The organism is Fortiea contorta PCC 7126 (genome assembly GCF_000332295.1).
GTDB classification, from domain to species: domain Bacteria; phylum Cyanobacteriota; class Cyanobacteriia; order Cyanobacteriales; family Nostocaceae; genus Fortiea; species Fortiea contorta.
Map to the genome: position 1 here is coordinate 82,727 of NZ_KB235931.1, position 12,383 is coordinate 95,109.

Below are 12,383 nucleotides of genomic sequence, written 5' to 3' on the forward strand. Positions count from 1 at the left end.
ATAACAGGTTGCTAACAATTTTCGAGTTTGGTTTCCAGATTGATATTCCAGATAAAGCTGGAAGTTTATACAATTAAGCAACTATTGGTCAAAAAGATAGAAATAGTTGTATGGCAATCTGTTTTGATTTCAGAAATTATTGGCGGATGACTTTTTTCAAAAATCAAATAAGAGTCCTATATTCAGCAGAGATGTACATTACATCTCTGCTAAAGTTCGTCTTGAAAACAACAGTAGATTAAGGACTTGTCAGTGCTGCTTTCATAGCCTGAAATATTTGACTCTGGTCAACAATACCCCGAATACCAGGAACAGTGTAAGTACCAGAACTATCAGTAAATTGATAACTTTGTCCCAAATATGTTGTGAGATTTTGAGAGAAAGCACCTTGGTAATAAACAGGTACAGGACGGCGACTGTGGGAGCCCCAGAGATATTTTTGTGTGGGATCTGAACCCCAGAAATGACCTGCTTCGGTTGGGTTGTGTTTATTGAAAGTAATGTCTTTGGCGTTATATTTCAAGCCTCTAGATGTACTTGGATCTTGAGGAGTTAACTTCGAGGCGAAGTCATTATTTAAAGTCAGATAATGGTCATGATCTGCAGTTACAATGAGCAAGTTTTTGCTCCAGCCACCGTTGTTGTTAATCCAGTCGATGGTTGTTTGGATTGCTCGATCAAAATCATTCATTGTCCCGATCAGGTTGTCCATGTTGTCGTCATGAGCAGACCAGTCAACATCACCACCTTCAACCATGAGCCATAAGCCGTCTGGGTCTTTACCGAGAACGGTGAGAGCAGCTTGAGTCAGATCAGCCAGAGTGGGATTTTCGTTGATCTCTCTGGTGATGAAACTAGCATTGGTTTCACCAGAAGCTAAAGGGCGAACTTGGTCTGGTGTAGGTAAATTAGGGGCGATGGGGTTGCGTGCGCTATCAACAACCGGTATACATTCATTAGAAGAACCAGTAATGATCTGACCTGATGCACAGGTAGCTGTAGTTCCTGTCTTCACAACTGAACTGTAGAGTGAGAATTGGTTTAAACCTGTTAAGCTGTAGTCTCCTTTGGAAGAACTAGCGGGAAGATTACCATCTTGACCACGAGCGCCATACAGACCCAATAACTTACCGCCGGTGTTGGGGTTGATGGTCGCAGCCGTATTTAGTAGTGTTTGGGTTGCATTAGGCCCACGCTCTAAAAAGGTGTAACCGTAGCGATTCGAGGAGTTGGAGGATGCAGGTGCAGAGCAAGCTGCAGCATCGCTCAGACCTGTTTTACCCGTCAATTCTTTGTAGGTGGATGCTCTGATGTAAACGTAGTTACATATCGGGCCGGAAGCGGTGGTGTTGGCATGATCTAGAGGATGACCGCCACCCAGCAAGACGTTGGGCTGAAAGTTCAGCAGTTCTTGCTGCAAAATACTATCTTGGTTGGTCTTTGTGGGGTCGTAATCACTGTCGTACTTGGAACGACGATTGACGAAAGAGGCTGCAGCACCGGGGGTGGCGTGAGTGATGGGAACTGATGTTACTAGACCTGTGGACTTACCTTGTTGTTTGGCAATTTCCAGGACGGTTGTCAATTTCTTTTCGTAGATATCAACTCCCATCGCGTTGTTATAGCTCTTGACCCCTGTGTAAAGAGTTGTTGCGGTGTTAGCCGAGTCGGGATAGCTGTATTTGATGTAATCCTTGTCATAGGAACCAGCATTAGCGGGACTCAGAGGCACCCAAGGCACAGGGCCACCCTTGGTTGTGTCATAACCCGCTAAATTACCGGGTAAAGTGCTATTACCGTCAGCGCGAGTACCGGCGTTAAAAGGCCCAGGATTGAATGCGAAGCCTGGACGAACGGGACTTGCACCTGTGGCGGCGTTGGTGCCATCGAGGGCTGAGTTACCGGTTGATTTAACTGGTGTACTACCTTCGATTGTTGTACCGTAGGTAGTCACCAATCCATATCCAGTCAGAGTTTGAAGGCTCAGACCGGAACCTTTACCGGCAGTATAGAAAGCACCACCTTTAGCGATCGCTGCGGCTCGCGCCATCTGCCAACCCATACCATCGCCAATCATAATAATGACGTTAATCCCGTTACCTGCAGCTAAGGCAGATTCAATACCAGGATTACCAAATACCAGCATCATCGCAGAAAGAAAACTAGCCATGAAAAAGGCTAGGGGTCTTCTGCACTTCTCTAGAAGTGAAATCATGAAAATCCCTCTTAAAGTTGAACGAGTTGTCTAGCAGTTCCGGACAAAAATCAGCAGCAGTTTACTATTGATAAAAATTTGGTTCTTGGTGAGTAGCTGCGAAATCAGAAACCAAAGCGCTCTGGGGAGGATTAGCAATATTATTCGCGCTAGAAGCACTAGCTGGTTGTGGGGATGATGTACCAATGGAAACTAGGAATGCGACAACCAGACCAGATATGAACCAAGCTAATAAACGTTTGTATTGTTGTAGTAATGAAATCATTTGGGAATCTCCTAATATTAGTGACAAACTGCGGTTAACACTGGTACATCTGGGGGCATTCAAAATCCAAAAAACTTACAATATCAGCTTTTTGTTTATTTTGAATATTTTGTGCGTTAACATCGATTTTTCTCAATCACCTATTGTTGCACGACTATGGATTAGAGCATGTTTTTTCAGCGGACAACATTAAGGCTAAATTTTGATTGAGTAAAGGATGAATGGCGATTTCTGGCATGGCTTTATAGCTAGTTAGTTGCAAAGTTACATCTGTGATGCCAAAGTTGTTTTGCAGATGACTTTGTAGTTTTCGCTGTAAGCGATCGCGCTCATGAATAGTTTCACATTCTACAGTTATCTTGGCACATAGCATCACACTATTTGAGCTAAGTTTCCAGATATGTAGTTTTTCTACCTGCAAAACCTGAGGAAAAGATTTAATAGAAATATCTACCTCGACTGGATCAATGGATGCTGGTGCATACTCCAAAAAAATATTCAGACTTTCTTTGACTATTGGCAAAGCACTCAAGCCAATGATCACAGCAACTACGAAACTAATCGCCGCATCCGCCCACCACCAATGCCAGATATGAACTACTAAGGCGGCAATAATTACACCCAAGGAACTGATAGTATCAGCAATTACGTGTAAAAACGCTCCTTGTAAGTTTAAATCATTGTGAGTGTGGGGATGGAGCAATTTAATACTCAACAGATTAACGCCGAAACCAAAAACGGCGATCGCTAGCATTGGTAAACCCAAAATTGGTTCGGGATTTTGCCAACGTTCAATCGCTTCCCAGGTAATAAAACTAGCGATCGCTATTAAACTAAAGCCGTTAATCAACGCCGCCAGCACTTCTAAACGCTGATTGCCAAATGTGGCTTTTCCTTTCGCAGGTTTTTGTGTCAAAACAGTAGCCAGCAGCGATATGACTAAAGCTGTGACATCAGATAGAATGTGTCCCGCATCTGCTTGTAATGATAAGCTTTTGCTCCACAAACCCACCCCCCACTCAGCAATCAACAAACCTCCTAAGAGATATACTGATATCCACAAAATTTTAGATTTTTGCTGCTGTGAAAGTAGTTTAGCAGAATCATTTGTGCAAGAACATTCATACCATTTATTTGAGAGCATTAGCAAAAAAAATCATGGTTTGAGATGGACTTTAACTAAACAGAGAATTGATCACTATACTTTGACTCGCAAATATATTCCTGGGCAAAAAAACTTGATTTTTTGTCCGTGGTATTGTAAAGTTAAAGTATAATGATTCTCATTCTAAATACGCTCAAAAATTGAGATAGTTCGAGAACAATAGGAGACTAACCTAGCTAATTTAAGAAATGGTAATAAAGTAGTTAAAAGCATAAAATTTAGCTGTAGGTTTAAGCAACGAATAACCACTCATCTCCCCGACGCCGTGCCCTTACCCATCATCTGCCTACGCTAGGTACTCAGCGCCTTGATTGCTCACTCCATTGAAACCCGACACTCCCCACACCCCACCACCCCATCTCCCCACCACCCCATCTCCCCACCACCCCATCTCCCCACCACCCCATCTCCCCACCACCCCATCTCCCCACCACCCCATTTCCCCACCACCCCACACCCAACACAAATGTGCTACCCTAGCATAGTTAACTAAATTCCGCACATCTGGGAATTCGGGTGTTTCCTAAAGTTTGGGAAATACGCCTGGATGGAGGTTTAACCCGAATAGGAGTTACATAGCATATGCCAGTCGTTTCATTGGCTCAAATGATGGAGTCAGGAGTACACTTTGGGCACCAAACCCGGCGTTGGAACCCGAAAATGTCTCCATACATTTACACTTCCCGCAATGGAGTACACATCATTGACTTGGTGCAGACAGCCCAGTTGATGGAAGACGCCTACGCTTACATGCGGACACAAGCCGAGCAAGGGAAAAAGTTCTTGTTTGTGGGCACAAAGCGCCAAGCAGCAGGAATCATTGCCCAAGAAGCTAGTCGCTGCGGCTCTCACTACATTAACCAGCGCTGGTTGGGGGGAATGCTCACCAACTGGACAACCATCAAAACCAGAGTAGACCGTCTCAAAGATTTAGAACGCCGGGAAGAAAGCGGCGCCTTGGATCTATTACCCAAAAAAGAAGCTTCCATGCTACGGCGGGAGATGGCAAAGCTGCAAAAATATTTGGGTGGGATTAAAACCATGCGGAAAGTTCCTGATGTCGTGGTGATTGTAGACCAGCGGCGAGAGTATAACGCAGTTCAAGAGTGTCAAAAACTAGCGATTCCCATTGTTTCCTTATTGGATACGAATTGCGACCCAGATGTAGTAGACATCCCCATTCCCGCCAATGATGATGCAATTAGATCAATTAAGCTGATTGTCGGCAAATTGGCAGACGCAATTTATGAAGGTCGTCACGGTCAACTGGAAGCAGAAGACGATTACGAAGATTTCGACACCAGTGAGTACGACGAAGACGAATACGAAAGCGACTACACTGACTCGATGATTCCCGAAGAAGAAGACGAAGAATAGAGAGGCAGTTTGTCAACACCTGTGGGTGAGAATTGAAGGGTGAAATTTCATCCTTCAAACTTCAGACTTCATAACTGTTCCTCCTCCTGAGTAAGATAGAGATACTCAACACCCGTGAGCGATTACAACTCGAGGCAACATGGCGGAAATATCTGCAAAACTCGTCCAAGAGCTACGCCAGAAAACTGGTGCTGGTATGATGGACTGCAAAAAAGCGCTGAAAGAAACTGATGGCGACATAGAAGAAGCCACAGACTGGTTACGAAAAAAGAACTTAGTTTCGGCGGGTAAAAAAAGCGATCGCATTGCCGCAGAAGGTCTAGTAGACACCTATATTCAGCCCGGTGGCCAAGTAGGTGTACTCCTAGAAGTCAACTGCCAAACCGATTTTGTTGCCCGTAACGAGGCTTTTAAAAACCTAGTTAAGAACTTAGCCCAGCAAGCCGCAACTGCCGATAGTGTTGAATCTTTGCTAGCTCAACCCTATATTCAAGATCAAAACTTGACAGTGGAAGAGTTTATCAAACAAGCGATCGTCACTTTAGGCGAAAATATCCAGGTGCGCCGCTTTGTCACCTATAAATTAGCACAAGGCACATCAGGTATTGTAGACAGCTATATTCACACTGGCGGTCGAATTGGTGTACTAGTTGAGCTAAACTCCCAAACTGATGCAGCGGCTTCAAACGAAGAGTTCCAGTCCTTGGCTCGCAATAGCGCCATGCAAGTTGCTGCTTGCACCAACGTCGAATATGTCAGCGTAGATCAAATCCCCGCTGAAGTCGCCCAAAAAGAAACCGACATCGAAATGGGGCGAGACGATTTGGCAAACAAGCCCCAGAACATTAAAGAAAAAATTGTTCAGGGACGGATTGAAAAACGCCTGAAAGAATTAACTTTGCTAGACCAGCCTTTCATCCGCGATCAAAGTATTTCTGTAGAAGATTTGGTTAAGCAAGTGAAAGCTAAAGTAGGCGAAGATATCCAAGTCAATCGCTTCGTGCGCTTTGTCCTAGGCGAAGGCATTGAAAAGCAAGAAAGTAACTTTGCAGAGGAAGTTGCGGCACAAATGGGTACTAAGTAATTTAGTCCAGACTCAAGAGACAAAAGTCAAGAGTAAATGGTAATTACTTTTGATTTTAGATACTTGAATTAATCCGTGAATGACTCTCTAAAATACAGGTCAAGCAGAGTGTGCTGACCTGTATTTTGTTAGTAGTTAGTAGACTAGAAATTAGGAGGTGAGGAAGGCAAGAGTAACAAATAACAATTAACAAATGATTTGAAAATAAACGGGTTGAGATGATGGCAAGACCAATTGAGCGAATTGAGCGAGATATAACAGTACTGCAGGAAGCGATAGGCGTCATCGCCACCGAACTTCACAGTGCTTATGCAAGTTATCTAACCACCTTGGGACAAGCCGTGCGCCAACAGTTGATCTTGGCAACTTATCATCTTTGCACCCAGGGATATCCGGTAAATTTTCTGAAGTTGTCATTGAATCAACGGCAACAATTGCAACAAACTATCCGTAAGTTAGGGCAAAGAGCGATCGCGGAGTTGCTAAGTAGTATTGAGGATGAAGAAGATGAGGAAGCGGAACTTGCTGATGGAGAAAGTGAAGCATCGAATTCACCGCCTGATTTAGCTTTGGTGGAAATCTCTAACCCGATAGAATTAGTGACATGGCAGCAAAACTTAGAAGAGGTGATGCAGAATACACTAAAAAAAGTTTCCCATGATGCCAATGTTGTGTTACAAAAAGCAGGAGTGTTACCAAAAAAATTACCAGAACCAATTTTAGAGGCGGCTGCAGCGGTATCAGAAGCATCGGCCGAGGTGATGCCAGGGCCACCCAACTTATTAAACTTGGTAATTGAGATTGAAAATGAGCAAGATGCAGACGACTCCACCTTGACACAAATTATGGCAATCAACCTGCGGCTGGGAGAAATCGAATTTGCAGACGCTACACTTTCTGCTGGGCGGAAGCACATTCGCCATATCCTCAATCAGTTAAACAAGGTAGGACGAGAGTATCAAAAAAAGCAACAAGAAAAGTCAATTGCTGAAGCTGAAGCCGCTTGGCGTGCAATTTGGGCTGATGATTAGCAACTGGTGATTTGTTATGTATGATTGGACACTTTCTGATTCTTTTCATATCTCCCCATGCCCAATGACACTCCAGATTGGATAAGATTGCAAAAAGCTCTAGCTATTGAGGCAGAACGCGGCTTCACAGATTTGCTCGGCAAGCAATATCGCTTCAGTGAATTTCTCAGCTTGACGTTTGGCAAATTCCCGACAACTTTGCCCCCAAGTGAACGCCGTCGCTGGCAAGAACTAGCGGTGCAATTTGCTAATTATCCTCATTTGGAACTGTCGGATAAGCAGCATTTGGTGGCAGAAACGCGGAGATATCTGTATCAATTGCAGCAAGAACAAGAAGAGGGATTGAGGGAAAAAGCAGGAGAAAAGGAGAAATACCAGCCTTCCTCTCATCCCAAAACGCCAATTGTCGCCGAGGTGAGTCGGAGGCTGGCACCAAAAATTGACCAAAAGCTGCGTGATTTACCAGAAATCGGCATCAGAAGATCTGAGAATTTGGCGCGACTGGGTTTGTTGACTGTGCGCGATTTGCTTTTTTATTATCCCCGTGACCACATTGACTATGGGCGTCAGGTGAATATTAGCGACTTGGAAGCGGGGGAGACGGTGACTATTGTAGCGACGGTGAAACGTTGCAACTGTTTTAATAGTCCGAAGAATCAAAAATTATCAATTTTAGAATTAATTCTCAAAGATAATACTGGTCAAATTAAAGTTAGTCGCTTTTCCGCTGGGACACGCTTTACAAGTCGCGCTTGGCAAGAAAGTTTAAAGCGTCGCTATCCGGTGGGTAGTATGATTGCAGCTTGTGGGTTGGTGAAAGCGAGTAAATATGGCTTGACGCTGGATAACCCAGAGTTAGAAGTTTTGGCAAATCCTGGTGATCCGATTGATTCGCTGACTATTGGGCGAGTGGTACCTATTTATGGATTAACTGAGGGGGTGGTGGCGAATACGGTGCGACAGGCGGTGATAGCGGTTTTACCTGCTGCGGCGCATTTGAAAGATCCTTTGCCTAGCGGGTTAAGAGAAAAGTATAATTTGATGGAATTGAAAGATGCGATCGCCCAAATTCATTTTCCCGCAGATAGCGCTTCTTTACAAGTTGCTCGTCGTCGCCTAGTTTTTGATGAATTCTTCTATTTGCAACTGAGTTTATTGCAACGTCAGCAGCAAGCAAAGGCTATCCAAACCAGCGCTATCCTCGCCCCCAAAGGACAACTATTAGAAAAATTCCAGGAAATACTACCTTTTCAGCTAACAGGCGCCCAACAGCGAGTCATCAACGATATCCTCACCGACTTGCAGAAACCTGCACCCATGAATCGTTTAGTACAGGGTGACGTCGGTTCTGGGAAAACAGTTGTAGCCGTTGTTGCTATCCTGGCGGCGATTCAATCTGGCTACCAAGCCGCGTTGATGGCGCCGACGGAGGTGTTAGCAGAACAGCATTACCGCAAGTTGGTTAGCTGGTTTAATCTGCTGCATTTACCAGTAGAATTACTGACTGGCTCTACTAAAACTGCAAAAAGGCGACTGATTCACTCCCAGTTAGAAACCGGGGAATTACCCTTATTGGTGGGAACTCACGCCTTAATTCAAGACCCAGTAAACTTTCAGCAACTCGGTTTAGTGGTAATTGACGAACAGCACCGCTTTGGAGTCGAGCAACGGGCACGTTTGCAGCAAAAAGGACAACAACCCCATGTATTAACGATGACAGCTACACCCATTCCCCGCACACTAGCATTAACGGTACATGGGGATTTAGATGTCAGCCAAATTGACGAGTTACCACCAGGGCGACAAAAGATTCAAACGACGATGCTTTCAGGTCAGCAACGCACCCAAGCTTATGACTTGATGCGGCGGGAAATTGCCCAAGGACGACAAATTTATGTGGTGTTACCTTTGGTCGAAGAATCGGAAAAATTGGATTTGCGATCGGCTGTAGAGGAGCATCAAAAGCTACAAGAGAGCATTTTTCCAGAATTTCAAGTGGGATTGTTACACGGGCGGATGAGTTCCGCTGAGAAGGATGAAGCGATTACTAAATTCCGCGAAAATGAAACACAAATCCTGGTTTCTACAACCGTAGTAGAAGTGGGTGTAGACGTCCCCAATGCAACAGTAATGCTCATTGAAAATGCGGAGCGCTTCGGTTTATCGCAATTACACCAACTGCGGGGGCGTGTGGGTCGGGGTGCGGCTCAATCCTATTGTTTGTTGATGAGCAGTTCTCGGAGTGCTGATGCTCAACAGCGGCTGAAGGTGTTGGAACAATCGCAAGATGGGTTTTTTATTTCAGAGATGGATATGCGGTTTCGTGGCCCTGGACAAGTGCTGGGGACTCGTCAATCAGGTGTGCCAGATTTTACCTTGGCAAGTTTGCTGGAAGATGAGGAAGTTTTGTTGTTAGCGCGACAAGCTGCAGAGAAGGTGATTGAGATTGATGTCACCTTGGAGCGTTGGTATTTAATGAAAGAAGAGTTGAAGTATCGGTATGAGCGGTTAATGGGTGGAGCGATTATGACATGATATGCGAATGCGTCTAGGCGTGAAGCATATTCATTTTTGAGCAGCAACGCCGATTTTTATAAAATATCTCTCTCAACCAATAAATTATCCAATCTTGTAGGGTGGGGATCTTACTCGCCTTTTATTGCGGGCGGGCGAGACGCCCACCCCACAAGAAGTAGTTGGGTATCGCTAATATTTTGAAACTAGGTGAATTCGATAGTTGCAACGAAATCAAAAATCTTGTCTTTAATGGTGTCTGTTTCTTCTTCTAAAGAAGTGGGAGTTTCGCCATTAAAAAAGCTGCGTTGGCTACTGATTATGTATAAAAATTCTCCGTTGACGAAGGTTAGTAATCCGCGATAGGCGTCTAATCTGATGGCGTTACCGTTATTTTCTTGTTTGGAAATTGTAGAACCTTTTGGCATATCTACTAATACGAAATAAGCGCCGGTAAATATTTCTGCTATGTATTCGCTGTGCTTGATTTCGGCACCGGATACGTTAGCAGAAATTGCTTGGGGTACGTATTTTTCTACGAGAATTGCTTGGAGATATTGTTGTTTACCAATTGTTTCTATTTCTTCAGTTTGTTCTGGGGGTATAGGATAATAATCAATTCTGAATAAAGTACCAAAGTCATCGGAAAAACCGACTACTCCTTCTTGGCTTTGGACTCTACCGCCTTGTTCAGGTTGGACTGGTATTGGGACGGAAAAATTGCCTAAAGGTGAATCATATATTTGTTCGCCGTATTCGTCTACTACTACTGTTTCGTCTTCATCTTCGTCTGCAAATTCTGCGTTTTCTGCTTCTTGAAAAGCGGCTATGATTTCTTGGACGATTTCTTCCGCTTCTTCATCTTCTATTGTTAAAGCTAACTGTAGTTGTTTGAGGTAAGGCTGTTGCTTTTTCGGGATAGCTAGTTCGTCATCTAGAAGTATAATTACGCCGGCGGCGTAAGCATCTAGTATGATGTCATCGGACAAGGATTGTTTGGCGGTGTTAAATAGGGAACCGACGGATTCATTTTCGACAATGGCGATGAGTCTATCAACTATTTCGGTGATTTCGTCTTCTGAATATTCTTCAAAAACCTCGAAATCCCAGAGAATTGAGCCGAGGGTTTCTGCGTCTACCTCTTCTAAGGACGAATCAGCGATCGCTGTGATGAGAGCGATCGCTGCTACGGCTTCTTCTGGGCTTAATGATTCTTCTGATATGTCTGATGAGTTGAAAATTTTATCGTATTTAGTCATTTATTTTACCTTGGCTAGAATGATCATTTGCAGTCGGGAACTTTAGACAAAAAGTTATTAGCAATGTGTTCATAGAACTTGACATCTGTCCAATAACCTAGGTGGCCTTGTTCTCCCCAAGATGCGTCATATTTCAATTCAACGTTATCTAAGTTATCGTAGTAATCTAGATTACCGCTGATTGGGTCTTTTAGGTGATAGTAATTTACCCAGCGGACTTGATTCAAGCGACACACGACTGGGCTATTAGAAAAGTATTTACTTTGTTTGACGAATTCGGTTTTGATTTCTGGTTTTATCGGCGGTTTGACGCGGAAGGATTTGAGGTGTTCTAAAATCCGTTGGCGAATATATTGGTTTTCTTGTGTAGCTTCTCGGAAGAAAAAAGCAATTTTATCCAGTGGGGAACCAAAGGTGATTAATCCCTGTAGCTTGTTCACGAACATGATCTTACTTTGATCTTTAGTCAAGCTAGCTTCGATACAAAGCAGATTTAAGGTGTCGTAAGCAATACAGCTACCAAGGGAATGTCCAGCAAGAATTACTTGCTGATAATCTGCTTGCTTATCTTTGAGAATTCCTTTGAGTAAGGCTAAAGATTCTGCAAGTACTCGTTGGCGAATTTTTTGGTATGGTGATTTAGGATTGGTTTTGGTGTAAATGGCAATGTCACCGACAAAATTAACTAATGGCGGAGTTATTAATACTTTACTTAATTGCCAAGCCGAGCCTAAAAAAGACCCTTTGAAAAATGGCCCTAACAATAACAAAATTACCCAAATTAAGAGCCGTAAAATTGGGTAAAAAAAGTTAAATATTCGTAAGAATATAGTGAGCGATCGCAGCCGGAATTTAAACATATTTTGGCTGTCTCGACGACGCAGTAAATCATCCACTAAATGTTGGTTATCTTTGCGGCTATAAAACTTAATTGTCCCATCAAGTGTCTGCTCTGCCCACCGTAACACTTCCGGTGCACTAATTTGATTTTCTGTGTCGGGCGCCCAATAGTATTCATGAATGTCAATGAACCAGTCTTGTTCAGTGTCAGATGGACTTAATCTGATAAAGCTTTCTGTCCAAAAAGAACCAGAAGACAGTCTGCGTCTAGCAATTAAGTGCTCTAGTTGGATATTGACATTCTGCTCATCAAAATATTTGACAAAGTTTTGAGCAAAATAATCCAAAGTTTCAAAAGGATTTTGCTCGCCAATTCCGTGGATCAGCAAAAATGCTGTGCGTCCTTGGGGAAATTTTACCCGATTAGGTGTGTCTGTCATGGTACTTAAAAACTTGATAGTAAATATTTTACTTTTACAGTCCTCCTAAAAAGTTGTTTAAAGAAAAGTTTCTGGCTAATGGGGAGAATCATGAATGACAACCTAAAGGATGAGGGATGAAGGATGAAGTATGAGGGATGAAGTATGAAATGAAGAAGCTTGTATACTGAGCTTTTCATCAATTTGTAATGGT

The 12,383-nt window shown here is 43.5% G+C and carries 10 protein-coding genes; 5 read left to right on the top strand and 5 right to left on the bottom strand.

From position 1 onward, the window contains the following. Positions 1–238 precede the first annotated feature (238 nt). The 3 genes from MIC7126_RS0124745 to MIC7126_RS0124755 form a co-directional block, all read right to left on the bottom strand. Positions 239–2,215: an alkaline phosphatase gene (locus MIC7126_RS0124745; protein ID WP_040630758.1), complete on the bottom strand. Its 1,977-nt coding sequence runs from the start codon at positions 2,213–2,215 to the stop codon at positions 239–241. A 64-nt stretch (positions 2,216–2,279) separates the two neighbouring features. Then, positions 2,280–2,480, bottom strand: a complete 201-nt coding sequence (locus MIC7126_RS0124750; RefSeq protein WP_017655815.1) for a hypothetical protein — start codon at positions 2,478–2,480, stop codon at positions 2,280–2,282. 154 nt (positions 2,481–2,634) lie between these two features. Next, positions 2,635–3,543 (bottom strand): cation diffusion facilitator family transporter, encoded by a 909-nt coding sequence (locus tag MIC7126_RS0124755; protein ID WP_238553715.1) that lies wholly within the window; start codon positions 3,541–3,543, stop codon positions 2,635–2,637. A 413-nt stretch (positions 3,544–3,956) separates the two neighbouring features. Here MIC7126_RS0124755 and MIC7126_RS30830 point away from each other — a divergent pair, with 413 nt between their 5' ends. The 5 genes from MIC7126_RS30830 (at position 3,957) to recG (ending at position 9,672) form a co-directional block, all read left to right on the top strand. Then, on the top strand, positions 3,957–4,130 hold the full coding sequence (locus tag MIC7126_RS30830; protein ID WP_154656018.1) for a hypothetical protein: 174 nt from the start codon (positions 3,957–3,959) through the stop codon (positions 4,128–4,130). 97 nt (positions 4,131–4,227) lie between these two features. Then, positions 4,228–5,022, top strand: coding sequence for a 30S ribosomal protein S2 (gene rpsB, locus MIC7126_RS0124765; protein ID WP_017655818.1), 795 nt, complete (start codon positions 4,228–4,230; stop codon positions 5,020–5,022). Between the two features lie 139 nt (positions 5,023–5,161). Beyond that, complete coding sequence (tsf, locus tag MIC7126_RS0124770) at positions 5,162–6,106, top strand: translation elongation factor Ts (protein WP_017655819.1); 945 nt, start codon at positions 5,162–5,164, stop codon at positions 6,104–6,106. A 221-nt stretch (positions 6,107–6,327) separates the two neighbouring features. Then, positions 6,328–7,137, top strand: coding sequence for a hypothetical protein (locus MIC7126_RS0124775; protein ID WP_017655820.1), 810 nt, complete (start codon positions 6,328–6,330; stop codon positions 7,135–7,137). A 57-nt stretch (positions 7,138–7,194) separates the two neighbouring features. Continuing rightward, positions 7,195–9,672 carry an ATP-dependent DNA helicase RecG gene (gene recG, locus MIC7126_RS0124780; RefSeq protein ID WP_017655821.1) on the top strand — a complete coding sequence of 826 codons (2,478 nt, stop codon included), beginning with the start codon at positions 7,195–7,197 and terminating at the stop codon, positions 9,670–9,672. Positions 9,673–9,857: 185 nt separating this feature from the next. Here recG and MIC7126_RS0124785 read toward each other — a convergent pair whose 3' ends face one another. Together MIC7126_RS0124785 and MIC7126_RS0124790 are read right to left on the bottom strand one after the other, a co-directional pair. Beyond that, positions 9,858–10,910, bottom strand: coding sequence for a tellurite resistance TerB family protein (locus MIC7126_RS0124785; protein ID WP_017655822.1), 1,053 nt, complete (start codon positions 10,908–10,910; stop codon positions 9,858–9,860). Between the two features lie 23 nt (positions 10,911–10,933). Next, positions 10,934–12,190, bottom strand: coding sequence for a hypothetical protein (locus tag MIC7126_RS0124790; RefSeq protein ID WP_017655823.1), 1,257 nt, complete (start codon positions 12,188–12,190; stop codon positions 10,934–10,936). Between the last annotated feature and the right edge of the window lie 193 nt (positions 12,191–12,383).

Excerpts from the sequence above, each read along its gene's own strand:
- MIC7126_RS0124750 (WP_017655815.1), bottom strand. The coding sequence starts at position 2,480 with ATGATTTCATTACTACAACAATACAAACGTTTATTAGCTTGGTTCATA.
- recG (WP_017655821.1), top strand. The coding sequence starts at position 7,195 with ATGCCCAATGACACTCCAGATTGGATAAGATTGCAAAAAGCTCTAGCT.
- tsf (WP_017655819.1), top strand. The coding sequence starts at position 5,162 with ATGGCGGAAATATCTGCAAAACTCGTCCAAGAGCTACGCCAGAAAACT.
- rpsB (WP_017655818.1), top strand. The coding sequence starts at position 4,228 with ATGCCAGTCGTTTCATTGGCTCAAATGATGGAGTCAGGAGTACACTTT.
- MIC7126_RS0124785 (WP_017655822.1), bottom strand. The coding sequence starts at position 10,910 with ATGACTAAATACGATAAAATTTTCAACTCATCAGACATATCAGAAGAA.
- MIC7126_RS0124775 (WP_017655820.1), top strand. The coding sequence starts at position 6,328 with ATGGCAAGACCAATTGAGCGAATTGAGCGAGATATAACAGTACTGCAG.
- MIC7126_RS0124790 (WP_017655823.1), bottom strand. The coding sequence starts at position 12,190 with ATGACAGACACACCTAATCGGGTAAAATTTCCCCAAGGACGCACAGCA.
- MIC7126_RS0124745 (WP_040630758.1), bottom strand. The coding sequence starts at position 2,215 with ATGATTTCACTTCTAGAGAAGTGCAGAAGACCCCTAGCCTTTTTCATG.